This window comes from Verrucomicrobium sp. (assembly GCA_028283855.1).
In the GTDB taxonomy this organism is placed as follows: Bacteria; Verrucomicrobiota; Verrucomicrobiia; order Methylacidiphilales; family GAS474; genus GAS474.
Window position 1 is genome coordinate 1 of record JAPWJX010000003.1, and the last position, 17,507, is coordinate 17,507.

16 protein-coding genes and 1 tRNA gene are annotated in these 17,507 nt (G+C 51.9%); 2 read left to right on the forward strand and 15 right to left on the reverse strand.

Going from position 1 to position 17,507, the window contains the following annotated elements; translation table 11 throughout:
- A partial coding sequence (locus PW734_01360; GenBank protein MDE1169850.1) for a hypothetical protein occupies positions 1 to 408 on the reverse strand: 408 nt, incomplete at its 3' end.
- Positions 409 to 1,021: 613 nt separating this feature from the next.
- On the opposite strand from PW734_01360, the gene PW734_01365 reads away from it, so the two are divergent.
- Positions 1,022 to 1,097, forward strand: a tRNA-Gly gene (locus PW734_01365).
- 228 nt (positions 1,098 to 1,325) lie between these two features.
- Here PW734_01365 and PW734_01370 read toward each other — a convergent pair.
- The 11 genes from PW734_01370 to PW734_01420 form a co-directional block, all read right to left on the reverse strand.
- A complete protein-coding gene (locus tag PW734_01370; protein MDE1169851.1) occupies positions 1,326 to 1,787 on the reverse strand; it encodes a hypothetical protein in 462 nt (153 codons plus the stop codon).
- Between the two features lie 83 nt (positions 1,788 to 1,870).
- Positions 1,871 to 3,865: an AIPR family protein gene (locus PW734_01375; GenBank protein ID MDE1169852.1), complete on the reverse strand. Its 1,995-nt coding sequence runs from the start codon at positions 3,863 to 3,865 to the stop codon at positions 1,871 to 1,873.
- A complete protein-coding gene (locus PW734_01380) occupies positions 3,862 to 4,866 on the reverse strand; it encodes a PD-(D/E)XK motif protein (GenBank protein ID MDE1169853.1) in 1,005 nt (334 codons plus the stop codon). Before PW734_01380 ends, PW734_01375 begins: the two co-directional genes overlap by 4 nt.
- Positions 4,863 to 7,718 (reverse strand): Z1 domain-containing protein, encoded by a 2,856-nt coding sequence (locus PW734_01385; GenBank protein ID MDE1169854.1) that lies wholly within the window; start codon positions 7,716 to 7,718, stop codon positions 4,863 to 4,865. The genes PW734_01380 and PW734_01385 overlap by 4 nt, the downstream gene beginning before the upstream one ends.
- Positions 7,715 to 9,208, reverse strand: a complete 1,494-nt coding sequence (locus PW734_01390) for an ATP-binding protein (GenBank protein ID MDE1169855.1) — start codon at positions 9,206 to 9,208, stop codon at positions 7,715 to 7,717. Before PW734_01390 ends, PW734_01385 begins: the two co-directional genes overlap by 4 nt.
- Positions 9,205 to 10,734, reverse strand: a complete 1,530-nt coding sequence (locus PW734_01395) for a DNA cytosine methyltransferase (protein ID MDE1169856.1) — start codon at positions 10,732 to 10,734, stop codon at positions 9,205 to 9,207. The genes PW734_01390 and PW734_01395 overlap by 4 nt, the downstream gene beginning before the upstream one ends.
- Positions 10,731 to 11,183, reverse strand: coding sequence for a very short patch repair endonuclease (locus PW734_01400; protein MDE1169857.1), 453 nt, complete (start codon positions 11,181 to 11,183; stop codon positions 10,731 to 10,733). Before PW734_01400 ends, PW734_01395 begins: the two co-directional genes overlap by 4 nt.
- A gap of 124 nt (positions 11,184 to 11,307) precedes the next feature.
- Complete coding sequence (locus tag PW734_01405; protein MDE1169858.1) at positions 11,308 to 12,225, reverse strand: SUMF1/EgtB/PvdO family nonheme iron enzyme; 918 nt, start codon at positions 12,223 to 12,225, stop codon at positions 11,308 to 11,310.
- A gap of 1 nt (position 12,226) precedes the next feature.
- Positions 12,227 to 13,021, reverse strand: coding sequence for a hypothetical protein (locus PW734_01410; protein ID MDE1169859.1), 795 nt, complete (start codon positions 13,019 to 13,021; stop codon positions 12,227 to 12,229).
- A gap of 383 nt (positions 13,022 to 13,404) precedes the next feature.
- Positions 13,405 to 13,593, reverse strand: coding sequence for a hypothetical protein (locus tag PW734_01415; GenBank protein MDE1169860.1), 189 nt, complete (start codon positions 13,591 to 13,593; stop codon positions 13,405 to 13,407).
- Between the two features lie 151 nt (positions 13,594 to 13,744).
- On the reverse strand, positions 13,745 to 14,668 hold the full coding sequence (locus PW734_01420) for a WG repeat-containing protein (GenBank protein MDE1169861.1): 924 nt from the start codon (positions 14,666 to 14,668) through the stop codon (positions 13,745 to 13,747).
- Positions 14,669 to 14,743: 75 nt separating this feature from the next.
- Between PW734_01420 and PW734_01425 the strand changes: the two genes are divergently transcribed.
- Complete coding sequence (locus PW734_01425) at positions 14,744 to 15,454, forward strand: sigma-70 family RNA polymerase sigma factor (protein MDE1169862.1); 711 nt, start codon at positions 14,744 to 14,746, stop codon at positions 15,452 to 15,454.
- A 21-nt stretch (positions 15,455 to 15,475) separates the two neighbouring features.
- On the opposite strand, the gene PW734_01430 is transcribed toward PW734_01425, so the two are convergent.
- The 3 genes from PW734_01430 to PW734_01440 form a co-directional block, all read right to left on the reverse strand.
- Positions 15,476 to 15,949 (reverse strand): hypothetical protein, encoded by a 474-nt coding sequence (locus PW734_01430; GenBank protein MDE1169863.1) that lies wholly within the window; start codon positions 15,947 to 15,949, stop codon positions 15,476 to 15,478.
- A gap of 105 nt (positions 15,950 to 16,054) precedes the next feature.
- Positions 16,055 to 16,519 (reverse strand): ATP-binding protein, encoded by a 465-nt coding sequence (locus tag PW734_01435; GenBank protein ID MDE1169864.1) that lies wholly within the window; start codon positions 16,517 to 16,519, stop codon positions 16,055 to 16,057.
- Between the two features lie 118 nt (positions 16,520 to 16,637).
- Positions 16,638 to 17,396, reverse strand: a complete 759-nt coding sequence (locus tag PW734_01440) for a hypothetical protein (GenBank protein MDE1169865.1) — start codon at positions 17,394 to 17,396, stop codon at positions 16,638 to 16,640.
- Positions 17,397 to 17,507: the final 111 nt, after the last annotated feature.

The following is a 17,507-nucleotide window of genomic DNA, read 5'->3' on the forward strand; positions in this document are numbered from 1 at the left end:
ACGCCACAAATCGGAACAAATACGCCCCGCCCACCCCAGCGTCAGCGCATGCTTACGCTGCGCCACAGGCAGCCGCTTCGCCAGCGCCGCCACCGCCAGCGCATTATCCACCGAAAGCAGCCCCTCAATCACCACCAGCGAGCCGATCGCCGGGAGCGCCTCCACCACCTCCGCCCCGGAAGGCATCAGAAACCCCGTCACGCCGCCGCCCCCTGCCCGCACCGCTCCGCCAAAAACTCCCGCATATCCGCCGGCAACGGCGCCGCGGAACTCCAGCCGCTTCCCCTGCCACCAAAAGCGCAACGCCGCCGCATGGAGCGCATGGCGCGGCAAAAGCAGCTCCCGCTCCATCTCCGGCGTCCAGCCGCCCTCGATAAACCCCAAAAAAGTGTCCAGCATCCGGGCCATAAATCTTATCCCCCACCACCGGCATCCCGATCGTCGCCAAATGAACCCGGATCTGATGCAGCCGCCCCTGTCCGCGGCGCCGCCCCCACATGCGTAAAGCCTCCCCCGCAGCAATCCGCCACACCCGCGTCTGCGCCGCCACCCCCTCCCCACGCGGCACCACCCCCTGCCGAATACGAACCGGATTCTCCGCCGTGATCCCCAGTTCCTTTAGCGAAGCCTCAATCTCCAACGCATCCAGCGCCGAAGCCATCTCCCCCCAGCAAATCGCCTCGTACTCCTTGTCTAGCGACCGGCGCTCGATCAGCTTCCCCAGCTTCCCCGTCGTCTCCAGATTCTTCGAGACCAGCACCAGCCCGCTCGTCTCCCGGTCTAGCCGATGCACCAGCGTCAGATAGGCGCCCGGCCCGCTGCGCCCGCAGCCACGTGATAAGAGAGGGCTGCCCATCCAGCCGCGTCGGGTGGAGAGAAAGGATATGAGCCGGCTTATCGACGACCAAAAAATCGTCCAATTCCGCAAGGATCACCGGCTCCATGGGAGAGAGGATGCCGAGGCATTTTGCCCTTGCCAAGGAGGGAGGAATCGCCTTGAATTCCCGTCCCTTCGGGCAATGCGGGTGTAACTCAGTTGGTAGAGTGCAACCTTGCCAAGGTTGATGTCGCGAGTTCGAGTCTCGTCACCCGCTCCACTCTTATAATCAATAGTTTAAGATAAAATCCATCGAAAGTGAGAATGCGAGTGAGAATAAACACACCCGTGTTCTGGGACGTTCATAGACGTTCGAAAATGCTTAAACTGTCCCGCTCAGAAACCCCACGCATTTAGAATGCGCCCATGGCTAGGGTTTGATTCCATTAGGGCTCTAAAGAAGCTTATTAAACCGGTGAAGTCCTGTTGCCGCGATTATCGCGGAAGATCATGCAGATGCTGTTCGTCTCCCCTTCATTCGCCGAACCTTACGTTTGTGATGCCACTCCCAATAGCTCGGAAGGTCGAGATAAAGCTGCTGCGTGATATCTGCAAGATGTCGTAAATTATCGACATGCACGAAAGGGGGCTCAACTAATTGAGCATGCTTACCCTTCTTCTCGCGATAGGTCTCTTTTAAGTGGTGTTCGCAGAAAAGCTCGGTTCCAGTTAGCATAATGACCGCCACTCTGGTCTTTTGCCGATCCTTATCAAATTCGCGTCCCCATTCAGCAAATCGACGTAATTTCTTGAGTTCTCCTTTGCTGAGTTCGGAGGCCTCCTTCATCGTCGCAAAAACTATGATTGAGCATGGAAATGTTTCCGCGATTTCCATCATTCGGTCAAAATCATCGTCAAGAAAACACTCCTTTCCGAAACTTTTTGCCTCACTGAAAAGCTGCAGCTCCAAAACAGAAATAAAAGATTGGAGATAAAACCAACGATTTTGCGATCATATGCAGCTGAGATCCCGAAACGGCATAAAATGAGGAATCAAATTTTGAAACCAAGCCGAGAGGATTCCTCCAGAATGCGCGTGGCATGCTGGAGTTGCTTCTCGCTTGGCTGTTTCCTGTCAGTTAAAACCCTTCCCACGCTGTAGGCCAAAGAACGCTGCCAGGATTGCAGATTCCCGGTCTCCTTTGCCCAAGCCGCAAGGCTTTTCCACCCGGCCCCACCGAGAAGGAGCACGGGATGACCGGGATCAATCAGAATTCCCACGGGCGTCTTCACCTCGCCATTGGTTCCGGATTTGCGCATGGGAATTTTCACTGAAATCTCAGTCTTTCGAAATCCAACCCAGCACTCCTCCCGTTTGGCCCATTCTGTGACATTTCTTCCACCAGCGTTGTGAACAAGGTGGTAATGTGCCTGTTCGGCCACCTTGGCGATGACTTCCTTCAGTTCTTCAGATAACCCCTGTTCCTGCCATATCGGATCAAGCTCAAGCCGTTGACCGGTTTGATGGGAGATCCATGCCAGCGTATAGGTCACAATCTGAGCACGATAACCCCCAAAAGCTTGAGCTTGGACAACCCGCTCGGTGGTTCGGAACAGGATGAGTTTGGCAACAAGACTCCGGAAAGCCAATTCATCCGGCATCGTCGGCTGTTCCCTCAGTCTTTCGGTAAATTCGACAAAGTTTTTCTCTGCCCCAAGACACACGAGATTTGGATGCTGTCCCCAAGTATTTTCAGCCTTTGCGAGATCTGTCTTTGTGAATTTCTGATGCGGAGGATGCTGAATCTTGAATTCCTTTTTCTTTGCCTCAGTCGGAGCCCGTCCAATCGCGTCCATGTAAGCGCCTCTGGCTCTTTCGTAGAACCATTTGGTGAGAATGTTGGAGCCAGCCGGCGCCGGAGCCCATATGGACCTGGACAACTTCTCCATCGCAAGATGATAGGGATCGTTGGCGGAAAAATCCGCCGTATTCACCTTATTCTGGGTATTGGCATACTGGGAAATTTTCGGTGCCAGAATGTCTATGGAAGCGGGATCGGAAGGACAGGTGAGTTTGATTTGGACGAGGATATTGGAGATATCCGCCTTATCCTTTTTCCATGCTGTGTAGAGTGAGGCCGTCGTCTGCCCTCCGTTGACAATCTGGAGACTCTTCACATGAGTGAGAAAGCAGACTCCCCCCTCATTTTGTGCAAAGCGCACCTCATCTGCAGTAGCGGATAAACCGTTGTTATATGCCAGAAAGCGTGCCGGCTCCTTCAAAATGGAATTACGAATGCCCTGATTGATCTTGCCTCTGGACTGAAGAAAAGTGCGCACGTTTCTTTCAAGAAGCCGCGGCCCATATTTTTCATATATTCGCACCAGCAAGGTTGCGGGCAGAAAACCAAGATAGGTGGCATATTCGCCATCCTGGCTTGCGGTACCCAGACAGGTGAGATGGCCCTCAAAATCGCTTTGGAAATCAATTTCGATGGCAGCCACCGCACTACCAGAGGTGGAAACCCTGTGAAGACGATTAATGTCCCAGAGATGATGGGTCAGCTTAATGTCACCGATACTCTGGTCGCTGATGGACTGCTCCCGGGCAATCGCATCTGTGATAAGATAGAGCCTTGCTCTGGTGATTTGATCACGGTGATGATGAATATCATGTGCCGCCTCCCACTCCGGCGCCGATTCCTCCAATTTCAGCCGAAGATTCGACTGCAGGCATGTCGAAAGAAAACCCCTTAACCATTCAAAGTATTTTTCGACTTCTGCATTGGAAATTCTTCCCGGGGGGGTGCTTTCATCCCGGCACGTTACAAACAAATCCACACAATCCCCGTCAGAGGAGATATTGTAGGCATTCACCTTCATCCCGCGGGCCTTATAGGAACAAAGATGGAAGTCCTCAGCCTCTCCTGCCGCCATGATGATGTTTACGGCCTCTTCCGTGAAGACATCCTCCGGAAACCTGTCACTGCTTTCCGCATTTGAGGAAACCGATTGCCGAAATTCCAATATCCATTCCTCAAGATTCATTCTCCTCCCTTGCCCAACAGGGCACTTATTGCCGACCCTTCCTTCATGCGAAATGGCTCGCAGGCCGATAAATCCAAACTATACCCCAAGTCCCCAACGCCTTCAGGAATGCTTTCCGAGGCAATATGCGGGAATTCCTTTCCCACCTGATACTCGCGCCTTTCAACCAGACGAAGGCTTTCGCCCCGGTATTCCTCCTCATGTGCTGATAGATAACCGCCTTCAAGCAGTTTCGAGCCAAACATTTGTTCGGCAACCCCCGTGCCAAGCAGGTGTCTGATTGTCGCCACCTCCTCAGGAAGGGAAACCCCGTCGGCCACAACACGCTCAAACATCATCGCCACCAATGAAAGCGGGCGATGATCCAGTGATTCAAGCTGTCGTTCGCCGTGTATTCGTATCTTGTATTGCCGTTTGGTGGCAGTTGCCTTGACTTCGGTTCTTGCATGGGGCGATTGAAAGTCGGTTGTCAGTTTTTCCGGACCGGTCCACCAAGTCAGTACCGAAAGAGGATCCCCTCCCGCCAAAATGAGATCCTTGAGGTGTGTCAGCTCGGCAAGCAACCCAAGGCGCTCCTCAAATCCGAGTCCTTCCGTGCGCCTGCTTTCAAAAAGTCGCCTCCATAACAGAAGACGTCCTGAAAAAACCTCCTCTGCCTCCTGGGAGGGAGATCGCTGTAAAACAGATGTGGCCACATCCTCGCATAGGCTTTCAAACACCGCGATGGGTGTGCCCGCCGTGCTTTCTATGATGATGCTGGGTTGTGAACGCGAGGACAGATCCAGAACCGCATACTTTGTGGCATAACCCTCACTTGACGTAAGAATCGTACGAATTTCCCTAGTGAGAGGTCCCTTGCAGGCAAGCACCAGCATTCTGACATTCCGCGCAGTGTCCATTGCAGCATAAAGCTGATCGGATGGGTTTGGGGAAAGACGGCGGGCGATGAATCCGTGGACACCGGACTCCCCGATTTTAGACCACGCCTCTTTGATGTTCATTCCAAATCAAAATCCTGCGTTGCCGCATAGACATGGTTCACCATGTAATCAACCCCATCACCCACATTGGCTGTCTCGGAAGGAAAGCTTATCGCAAAACCGAAAACAACCTCTTCCGCTATCGGTAGAAAAATAGGTTTCCCCTCCCCAGCGACATACTTGGGATCGAGTGGGTAGAGGAGAAGGAGCCCATTGTTTTTTCCCCGTTGGTTGCGGATATCCGGACCCAATGCATAATCGGGCACCTCCTTGTCTTTTTTGGCAGCCGCCTCTTTGCTTGCGGAATAGGCCGCATCATACTGTTCCTTGCTCAGATCGGCCGCCTCGTGTTTTGGACTGACCAATCTTTTGATGGTATACTTTGTCAACGGTAGTACGGGAGGTTCCAAACCTTCATAGAGCTTTATCTCAAGAGGTTTTCGTTCATAGAGACCAACTCCCTGAGGAAAACCCGGAAGAACCACTTCCTTCTTCTTATCCTCATTACTGACAATGCCGATTGTCCAGGATGTCAATTCCCCTTGGGAGACTCGGCGCCTGATGAATTTTGCCAGCATTGCCGAATCAACGCGTTTGGCATCAACATGGGTTTTGTACTGTTCCAAAAACCCGACTACCAAGTCGGGCGACTGATTCCGCCAAATTCGGGCCGACCCCTGCGTGGACAGTGAAAAAGGGCCGTTTGCCGCCAGCGAGGCAAGCAATCCTTTGGATGCCTCAAGATTCAAGGCAAGACGTGGTGGCGTAAGATCAAAAATGATGGTTTCGTTCAGGGTTCCATTAAATGAAACGCGCATTGGTGTGCCATTGCGCATTTTGTTCAATCCCGTTATGAGCATCCCGCTGGGATGCATCCTCACTCGGAGCCCGTAGTCCATGGGAGTCGCATGGATATCGGCCATGTGATCCAATTCCAATCTAAGCTCCTCTGATGCCAGCGCAATATGCCGATACCATTCCCTTAGATCCCCCGGCAGGAACAGACGACAAACATCCACATACCCTGGTCGGTATCCGAACCAACGCCCCATTTGCATGAGAGTGTCGTACATTTTTGATGTGCGTAGAAAATAACTTACAGAAAGGCCGTCGAGCGTAAGGCCACGGGAAAGCTTGTCCCCACCAATTGCAATCACCGAAAGACCATCAGGATGATTGTGATAATCAAGGGCATCGCCGGCCGACCCATTGATTACCCTGACCTGAATCAAGGCGGCCGAATCTTTGATTTCCGCTTCAATTTTCCCCCAGTTTAACGCGGTGATCATTGGATCATCCGTCACGGATTTTATGGAAGCGAATTTACGTTGAAATTCCGTTTCCCAACGATTCCTCAGTTCATCAATAATCGAGGGAGTGCGTTCCCCGTCACCATATTTGATCCGATTTTGAAGCAAGGTCAGGTGTTCCCCAATCTGCTCTGCAACCGAGTTCTGGGTTGAAGTGTAACGCGTAACATGGACCAACATCGAGTTGTGAACCCGGGTCTGTCCCCGGGCCCGTCTGGTGGCACAGGCTAAGATAAAATCGAGGATGGCGGTATTCAGTGATTCGGGCAGAGGGCCCGTGGGTCGGGTGCCATTTTTATGAGGTGTGGGCAGCCATGATGACGCATCGTCAACTTCAAGAACAATCCCAAGGCCTGGTTCGGCGGGAATCCCCGCATCCGAAGACCCATCAAATCCAAAGACTTTTGCGGGACCAATGTAGTTGGAAGGGACTGGAAGGCTGATAATAAAGTTGCGGGGGAAAAGATTGGCACCGTGCTTCTCCGAACTCTCCTCGGGATCGATGAAGATATTTGCGAAGGGCGTGGCGGTATAACCGACATAAGCGCTTTTCTCAAAGAGACCCAAAAGTTCCCGGATTTTTCCATTGATTGCCGTGACATCGTATTCCGGAAGGGGAACTCCGTCGGAATCGACAGGTATCGCCTTGGTGTTAATCGATCCGTTATCAGCCTCGTCATCGATGAGAAGAAACGGAAGATCGCGAATAAGGCTGGCTCCTCCATTGCCATCATCCTCCGCCTGCTGCGAGAGCCACACGATCAGATTTTGAAGGATGCTTTTGTTTTTTTTGACGACCAAGTACACCGGCGTACCACCGCCCGGCTTCACATTGATGCTGGTAGCCGCCGCCTTTGAAAAATCGCCATTGTCGGCGCTTCCGGTCAGGGCGTCACATCGCAGTTCTTCCGGTGTTTTTACCAATCCGACCCCTGTTCTCTTGGTGCCTTGGCCATAGGCTGTCGCTCTTGTTGTGTTGAATCCAAAAAAACCCTCGTCGAGACGTATCTGCGTCTGGCTTCTAAGGCTTTTCTGCATTCCACCCAGAATGATTATCAATTTATATCCGGCATCCGCCGCCTTGCAGACCAATCCGGCATAATTCGCTGTCTTGCCGGACTGAACGCTCCCCATCACCATTCCGCGGGTATCCCAAGCCCCGGCACGGGTGGGATCCTGAAGCAGGGACAGGATCTTATCCGTTACGCTGTCGAGCTTCGCCACGAGGGGCTCCGGCCAGCCATCCTTTTTTGTACGAAGCCATGTTGCATATCGGTCCCAGAAGCGCCATTTGATCGACGCTTTCTTTGTGGGCAGCCAAGGAATATGCAGCGTTGAGTCGACCAAGACGGATTCAACACCGACTGTCACATTGCAATTTGCCAATACCCTGCATATTACCCATTCAGAATCGGGTTTTGTGTCCGCATTGCGGGGGACACTTTCACATGCCTTTGCCACCGCCTCCCGGATTTCATCCATGGAGGGCGCACGGGTGTGCATCAGAAGAGCCATTGCAACCGTCAAAGCGTGCTGATTGATCCGGTCTTGAACATCATTCATTGCTGTTTCTCCATGTATTCAAGAAGGTTTTCCATGATGGCCGGATACAGGTTGAAGGGCTCGGCATTACGGAGATGGTTCATGGCATCCTCCCTTGACCTTCCACTTTTAATGATAGATTCCACACACTGGGCAAAGAGTTTGTAGATTTCGATTTCCGGCACGCCCTCAAATGGTCCAGCCAAGGCGTCCTCCTTCTGGGAGCATTCAAGAACTATGGCTGGCACCGGGATGGACTCCTCGATCAGCCGCAGCAGAGATTCCATCTCTGATTTCCGTTCGCCCGCAGCCTTTAGGCTGGCGGCTACTGTGGGATGCTTTCGACTGATCTCGTAATGAAGCTTGGATCGGACAGTTTTCTGTATCCAGACAAACGATGCCTCCGCCTTTTCCCGACCTATGATTTTTCCTCGGTGACGATATACTGCTGCCGCACGGTCCCGGGTTGCCTTTGCAAGCTGGGTGAGCCTTCTCCTCAAACCATGAGGAACAACGGCACGGGACTTTTTTACGTCCAGATCCCAATAACGATCGATTGTATTGGGGATATCCACACTGATCCGGGCCAGTTTGTAGTGCTCCTCCTTGCGGGGTCCCAGACCAAGCCAATCCCCCGCCACCAACAACCGCTTGTTTCGGTAGACGTAAAAGCCCTGATTCGCAAGCCAGCCCGCCGAGCCCCCCGCCTCCTGCCATTCATGCTCAGGAAGCTTGGTGTGGTGGGGCAAGATATGACAGGAGACAATGATGCGCTCTCCCTTGAAATGGATTTCGCTCTGTTCCGGATTCTGACACGCCGGATGACCCGTTATAAAGGGATCCCAAGGCTTTACGGTGTTTCCATTGATTTGGAGATGAATTTTCCCGGGTCCGGATATAAATCGGTGAAAAGTTATTCCCAGATGCGTTTCCACAGTGGCTGCCAAGCCGAGAAAGCTTTCCTGGCTTGAAAAAATATTCGCATCATCGGACTCAGAATCGCAAACCCTGTCGAGATTTTCCCAGAGAACCACAGTCCCTGATGTTCGAATGCTTTTTGCGGCTGATTTAAGATTATCCCCCCGGCCTGGCGTGACCTCCCAGCTTTCTGTCTTTCTGACGTGATCCAAGTCCCAGCAGAGTGAGATTGTCTCCTCGTCAGCCCGCTTGGTTATGACGGTTAGCTTCAGGCATTGAGAGAAGGAGGCGGTCTTTAAACCAAGGCCGAAACGCCCGAGATCCGATTTTTTTCGCTTTTCCCTAGGATCTTTCGACCCCAACCGCATTGCCTCAATCAGCTCGGCCTGATCCATTCCATTCCCATTGTCCCAGATCGTGATGAAGGAGTTCCTTCCGGCCCAATGGAAATTGACTCTTATCTCATCCGCACCGGCACTGATGGAGTTATCAATGATATCGGCCAATGCTGTTGTCGTCTCATAGCCAACCGATCTTAATGACTCCACCATCACTGATGGACGGGGAGGAATGGTGACACCCGCCTCGCTCATCTCTTCCCTGCCATTATTTTCCAGACCACGTTTGCAAGCTTGCGGGCAAGAAGAGGGGGAACCGCATTTCCAACCTGACGATACTGGGCTGTTCTGGATCCACAAAAGAAGTAATTATCGGGAAATGTCTGAATTCTTGCCGCCTCCCTTACAGTGAAACTTCTGCACTGCGTTGGATCATAATGAATGTAGTAATGGCCATCCTTTGCAATATGGCTGGTTATGGTTCGGCAAGGTTGTGATGCCGGGTTTGCCCGAAAACGGTCATTGAAAAACCGCTCCTTGTTTTGATCGAAAATATTGGCGTGATCCGGAAGCAATTCGTCTGGAAACTTCTGAAGATTGGGCGAGACCCCCTCTGATTTGGCATGGCAGGAGGAAAATAGGTATCGGTGTAGATCGGATTCGATGTGCGCCCGCGAACTGTGGTTGGCAACACCCCCCATATGCGGGTCGATAAACCATGTTGCTTCCGAGTGGAGGGTGTAGGGCCTGCATGCAACAAACTCACCGCCACGATCTTTTTGAGGGCGGTTGATTCCATCCAAGGACTCCTCAATGGTTTCAGCCAGCTTTTCACCCCCCCTCCTTTTGATTGAGGAAAGATGTGTGCGGATGCCACGCACCGCCGTCACCCATTTCTCAAAGTTATCCTCCCCACTCTGGGACAGTCCGCTTCGAAGTCTTGGCAGTCCCTGAAGAACCTGTGAAATTGAGCATGGTTTTGATGACTTGAGAAGAATGCTAGGCTGATCCACATCCAGATCCTCCCGAATTCCGAGAAGGATCACACGATGCCGCATCTGTGGTATGCCATAATTTTCACATTCAATGATGTAATCGGCCGCCTTGAATTCCGGAGACTTTCCAGAGGGACGGCTCCTAGCCTCTTTTGAAAATGAAAATATCCGGTAGCGCTTTCCACCAATGATTCCTGTCGCGCCTCCGGGATCACGCAAATCCTCAAGAATTCTCTGGAAAATCGAGCCATCAATGTCGGCACTCAACAATCCCTTCACGTTTTCCATTACAAAAACAGATGGACGAAAACGCGCAACAATGCCCAAATATTCCCGATAGAGCCCGACTCGCACATCGGTCTTTTTGATGCCCCTGTTTCTGGCGCGCCCGATTGTTGAATAAGCCTGACAGGGGGGGCCGCCAACAAGAACCCAGTCCTTTGCGCCGTTCAGGGCCGCCGCAATTCTGCGATGGACTTCACCGGCCGGGGTGATACCCAGGGTGGCTCTCCAAGCCTCCTCCTCCGCCTGTTGTCTTTGAAATGGCCACGCCTCGTAAAGATTCTCAAGTGAGATTTCCCCACGGATCATCCTGTAGTAGTCGTCCGGTTTTCGACGCGTGAATGCGCGATAAAAGGCACGAAGACTGAGCGTGGAGTGCGCCCACTCCTCCATTTCAATCGAAAGCCTGATGTGGAAGGGGTGGCTGCCGACCTTGGAATAGGATGAGAATCCTTCCCCGAGTCCACCAGGTCCGGCAAACAAGTCAATTACAGGAATGTTCATTTGCCCTTCAAAGCGGTCTTTTCAAAAGCATTAGATCTTTGGGAAATTAATCTGGTGAGACGGGAGATGCAGTATCCTGGATTTCTGCGCAGATCACCCTCCCAGAATCTGACTGGCATCCATCCTTTTTCTTTTAGGATCCGATTGACGTGACGATCCCGCCTCCGGTTGCCCTCAATTTTTTTCCGCCAAAATTCCACATTGGTTCCTGGAAGCTTTGAGCGGGTTGGATGTCCATGCCAGAAATCACCATCCACAAACACCGCCAGCCGGATGGACCGGAATACGAAATCAGGTCGTCCGTAAAGATTCTGCCTTCTTCTCCAGCCTGTAATTCCAAATTTCTTCATCAAAGTGATCAGGCAAAGCTCCGTCGAGGCATTGCCGCCCCCCCGTATTTGAGCCATGACCAGAGATCGCTTTTCCACTGTAAAAACATCGGGACACATCTGAACGGAACAGGGTGAGAGATGAGAGGCTAGATGGCCTAAAAATACAGGGCGAGGCTGATTTTAAAGGATCGAAATGTACAGTGATCAGATCCCCAAAATTGAACCCGTCTGTGAGACTCGATCACCTGACCACTAAAACGATTCGAAAGCCAATGGTGGAGCGATGGGTGCCAGGGAAGGCGTAATCACGTGCTGAAGTCTTGATGTCCAAACCGTCCTGCCATGAAGAACCTCGCAAAATCCGATGGGTCTTTCCTTCGTCCGGCACATATTGCTTCTCAACGAAATTTTGCGAAAAAGGCATTCCGTCCGGCCCGGCGGTCATTTCTGGATCCTTCACTCGGATCTCTTCGCCAAACCAGTCCATGCACCACTGCCAAACATTCCCACTCATATCGTAAAGCCCGTAAACATTTGGAAGAAAGCTACCGACCGGACTCGTTCGAGGAAATGAATCATTGTACCCTGAGATAATCTCAAGGTTTGTCGGCCAATCGGGCGCACGCACTTCCTCTCCCGCAAAATTCGCCGCGTCTTTGGGAGGAGGCCATTGATTGCCCCAAGGATACACTCCAGGGCCGGCGGCCTGACTCCATTCGTCATCCGTCGGCAGGCGATATTCTTGTTCGGCCTTCAACGTTCCGTCGGCACGCTCTTTCCCCGTCAACCAAGCACAAAAGGCCATGGCATCGTCCCAGCTTACATCCACCACCGGGTCATCCGCACTCTGCTTAAAACCGGGCTTTTTCCAATCCCCTGAGGGTTTTCCATCGGGGTCATTCTCCTGATAAACCCCTTCCGGGATGTATCCAGACTGTGCCACAAAAGCCTCAAAATCCTTTACACGCACGTCGTATATCCCAAATAGAACTTGGCGATCGGGAATAGGACAAAATTTCATTCCCAAACTATTTTGCCAAGGTTCCCCATCCTTAAGATCGATACCCTCTGCGGCAAAGATTCCAAATTGAAAAACGAGGATAAAAACAAAAGGAAGTCCCCCAAGCAGACGCCACTCGCGATTGCTGAAGTCTTGCATGTTAATGAGGGATGACAAAGGCATTACCGCCACCCAGTCCGATCACCGAATAACTGGAGGGATCGCTTTTTCCTGCTGGGTCGCCTTGTTCATCTGACAAGCTCGAGCCGTATAACTCCGCCTTTCTCTCGTAAGCCATTTGTACGCCTGGAGAAAGCTTCTGCCACTCCTGCTCTGCGTATATTTCCGCTTGGGCATTGCTCAAGCCCGCGAGCGGACCTCCAGTATAATGCGCTCCTTTGTTGTTCAATATGTACCGTCCCGATTGGCTCTTTAATTCGTTGAGATAGCGCCTAAAGCCATTGACGGTCGGTTTTGGAGACGTCGAATCAACCGATTTTTGGGCACCATTTTGAGCCAGCTTGGTTTGAATGCCCCTGAGTTGCTCCTGAAGCTTGTTGATCATCTCCTCCTTTTCATTCGCGGCATCCAAGGCGTGAGCCAGCCCGTCAGACAACTCACTGTCCTTTTGGGAAAGGGCAGCAACCACCGACCTTTCTGCTTCCGCTTTTTGCACAGCCTTCTCCTTTTCGCGCAAAGCCTCCTCCCGATCTGCTTGGAGCTTTTTTAGATTTTCCTTAAGCGATGCCTGCTGCCCGTTCATCTCAGCAAGAAGCTGCTGTTTCTCCGCCAATGCGTTTTGAAGTCCCTCTACCACTGTCTGGGAGTCTTTTCTGGCAGCCTCCATCATGGACACCGTTTTCTGGCGTTCATATTGGTGAACAAGAATCATTCCTCCCGTTGTGCAGATGATTGCCGATATCAATGCCCCCATAGCCTGTTGAAAGATGCCCATAAATTTGTTCCGAAAAGCGTTAGTAAGATGAATTAAGTACGCCCCGTTGGGCCGTGTTGGTCAACATTCAAATACGGCGTAATGGGGCGTATGCCCTTGACGGCTGAAGAACACAAAGTTCTGAAGAGACTGGGAGAAAATGTCCGACGCTCTCGCGTTGCTTCTGGCTCCACACAGGAGCAGCTGGCAGAAAAGGCTGATCTGAATCCGAGAACGGTCCAGAAGATCGAAGCGGGCCGCCTCAATATCCTTGCTACGACCATTTACCGCATTAGCCGGGCCCTGAAGGTGGGTGCGACTGACCTGCTGGGCCCTTAAATTGGTTAAAAAGACGACCTTTATCCCTATCCTTACGGCGGCGGGATGGCTTTGTTAACCGGTTTTTAAGACTGGCTTAAAATTATTTTCTGATCGAGCTGGCGCTCCAAGGTAGCGACGCGTTCCTGAAGGCACTTGCTTATCTTCACCTGCATTTCCACCTCCACTTTCAGACTGCCTACCATCTCAAGCATTGCATTGAAGAGAACTGGATCAATGGGCGGTTCCGGAGGCTTATTCTTTTTGAAAATCATGGAGTGCTCTTCAGTGACAACTTGATCCTGCCCCTAAAGCCTCAATCACAATCCTCTTCGGACCTATAGCCGAATGATTTAAGAAGCCGCTCCCACACCCGTTCAATAGTTTGCTCCATCGCGGGCATTGAATTTGAAAATACAACTCTAGCTAGTCCTCTTCAGCTTCTGGTGGCTTACCAGGAGGATCAAGAAGGTTCTGGCGCACACATTCAACGACCCCGTCCATGTCATGGTAGAACTCTATCGGTAGTTTATCGAGGCGCTTCAGGCGGTTGTTATTGTCCAGCTTCCAACCCGCAGAATCGTTGATGCTACAAAATTCCCCACTTCCATTACCGTAATCCCATATGCAGGGCACAAGCTCTTCTCGTGCCACGTTGGTCATTCCAAAAAAACCATCCTTAAGCACCAAGATGCGCTCAGGGCTCATAAACGAGATGTCGTCGTAGATTTTGGGAAGGACCTCCAAGCCCTTTTCATCGAAGACTCCCCATCGCCCATTGAAGATTAAAGGTTTTCCTGTTCGCACCGCATGGGCGGGGGCTCCGTGATAGCCAAAGCATATTAATAACCCGCAAAAAAGTGAAAGAGCAGGGGTAATATTGATACCCTTCGGATGACGGTAAAGATTGAGGCCCACCTCAAAATAGCCATCGCTCCAAGAGGTGACCATATGATAGCGGGGCGGAAGAACCCAGGTTCCATCCATTGACAATACACCGAATAAATCACCCCGGCGGACATGAGCGTAATGGTTAATAATCCTGATTTCATCCCATTCCGCATCGAGCAACTGCTCCCCCAGATAGTTATAAAGACCGAATTGATTCAGTCTCCTGACCCGAATGAATCCCTGCCCTCTTCCTCTTGCAAATCGAGGAACATGGTCATAGAGCATTTCAAGCTTCAGGCTTTCGATCACCTGCTGTTCAAGCTCATGGGAAAGCTCAGGGTTCCATGCTTCGTCGGGAGATGTGTCTCCGTTAAGAAGCCGTGGATGGTACAGCATGGATTCATGGCCATGGGCTGCCCGATAGTAAGAGCCATCCGCCTTGCGAAGAGCTGGGTACATAATAGCCTCTACGTTCTGCCGCCTATTTTGTTAACCAGTTTTTGACTGACGGAACGGGGTTGGTAAGCTGACTTCATGCCCGTCCCATCCCCGGATGATGCCTCTTTGACGGAAGATCACTCCAAGTTGGTCACGGATCACCTTCACCTCGCGCAGGTCGTGGCGGGTGACTACAGCAATATTTCTGGGCTGGACCGTGACGATGTTCTTCAGGAGGCCCGGAAAGCCTTAATCCACGCCGCCCTGAAATTTGATCCCTCACGGGGAACGAAGTTTTCCAGTTACGCGGGCCAAGCCATTCGCAATACGCTGAAGGATCTCTATGGCCGCCAAAAGAAAATCAAAGAAATGGAAGCCGTCCATTTGGAAGAACCGATTTTCAGAGAGGGCGAGAGGAATGAGGACAATCTAACGGGCTATGATGTGACGACAGAGCAACGGGAAAATGACCAGCAAATTGAAAAAAGAGAGTCCAATGCCATCATCGCCAGCCAAATTGCCCGATTGCCGGAAAGAACCCAAATAATGGTGCGCGGTTTTATGGCAGGAAAAACCTACGCTATTTTGGCCGAGGAAATGGGGATAAGCCGACCTGCGATATGCACCATTCTGCATGATGCCTTCAAAACCCTGCGGCAAAGGCTATACGAGGGGGGATATCAAAGCGACGGGAGCGCCCTCTATGCTCCCCGTACCCATCGGGAAATCTCCGGCGAGGAGATGCTTCTTGCCTATCAGGAGCTTTTAAATGAAGCGCGTGCCATCCAACAGACAGGCTCCAGATAGACCCAATTAGGTTCTGAAACACTATCCATCTTGGAAGTTCACGCTCGGCATTTGATCATCTGGAGCGGACGGGTTGAGTTTTTTGGCGGCCTTAGCCGCCGCTTGGTCGAGAACGGCTTGGAGAGACTTTCGCATGGCGGGGCTGTTCTCCAGCCGTTCGCGGATGGTGTCGAGGCTTTCCTTTTGCACGCTGACAATCTCCTGACGCTGGATGGGCAAGCCAATCATGTAGGAGGCGTACATCTTTGCACCAGCCTCGCGGGCACTCCAATCAGGCACATCTCCGTAAACTTGATGATTCACCAATGCCCGCTTGGTGGCAGTCATCAGGTTTAGAAGGTTCTGCGCAAATACCTCAGGTGGGCATAGTGTCGCCATTGCCCGCGTAATGGATGGAGCGATCTCTGTAGGAGTAGGCGTGTGGCCTGCGAGGATTTTCTCCGCTCGTGCCTGCATATCGGCCTTTATTTTAGCTGAAATACTTTGAGGTTTCATATGTACTGTACGCGCACGCGGGCGCGAGGGATTTTCATGTAATACTAGTGATTCTATAAGACAGCGTCCAAATTGAGACGTCTGTAAAAAGTTAAGACATCTCGGTTATTTTCGATAAGAAGGCCAATCGCAGATAACGACGCCACCCGTCTCACAGGCTCGAGTCCAAATGGATGGACCAAGCACTTCTTCCGCCTCCCGCTCGGTGAGATTGGCAATGAGCAAAGTCGTCAGCATGCTGCCATACCGATGGTCTAGAATATTGTTGAAAACTTGACGCTCCCAAGAGGTTCCCAAGGCCTCATTTAGTTCGTCGATCACCAAGAATTTCACGGTGCGGAAACGCTCCATGATCGCTCCTTGGTCCGGCGTGCCCGTGCGCTCACTCCATGTAGCCTTGATAGCTCCGAAGAGATCGACGGCGCGGTAGTAACGGCCTGGCGATTTCTTGGCTACCGCCCGACGATTAGCAAGCCATGTGGCAATTTGGGTCTTTCCAGGTCCTCGATCGCCCAAAAGAAGCACCGTGCTGCCGCTGAGAGCCCCAACCAGTTCGCGAGCCTTTGCCAAGCTGGGGCCCCGCATTTTATGAAGCTTGAGAATATGCCGTAGGGGGTATCCCGCCTCTTGAAGCGCCTCTAGGACACGTTTTTCCTCCCGTTCCTTCTCAGTGGGTATAAAGCTTGTTTTAGAGCCGTTTAAGGGGGTTCTTGGCTCGCTGCTCCATGTCGAGAGGGCCGCTTCCGCCGCAGCCTTTGCTGTCATTATTCTTTCCATAGGTTCCTTTCTTTTGGGGTTTTTCTCCTTTGCACCACTTTTCCAGTTGGGACTGCCAATTGGTGATGGCCCGACCTGCACCGTCCACCCAGCTGACGGCTTCGTAGTGATGCCAAAATTCCTCCGCTTCGGCCCGAGACATGCGCCTGTTGGCTCCAACCGCCAGAACATCTTCCAAGCAACCAGGCCAGAACGGCAACCGATCACGTTGTGGGGAATGTACTTGTTCTTTAATCGAAGATGAAATTGAAGATGAAGGGGTTGAGTTTTGGTTAACCTGGATGGTTGGAGCTTGCTTACCCCCTCCGTTAACCAAAATAGGGTTTCCCCCTAACTTTCCGAATTCCGTACGCATCTTTCTCAGCTTTTCGTCCCGGACCATTCGCCGGTTCACCAAAGCACCGCTCTCTAAGTCTCGATCGGCCACCCCTCGTTCCATAATACAGCTTAGGGTCTCAGTTAAATTTTGCTTCTTCAGACCCAGAATGTGCGCCAACGACTCTTCGGACATCGCCTTTCCATTTGGCAGCAAGAGCACCCCACGAACCGGCGACTCATGCATGAGGCAGAGAATTTCAAACCAGATGCCTCGCTGGTGAAAAGACATCGACTGCACGCCGGGGTCTTTACGCCAATCGGCTGGATAGAACTGGAAGGCCGGCATCTTCATGCCTACTCCGATGCTGACACGACATGGCCACAATTCTCCTGGATGGCGGTCAGGAAGCTGAGAATGGATTCCAGTTCGAAAAGCCTGGTACCCTTGATCTGACCAGATGCT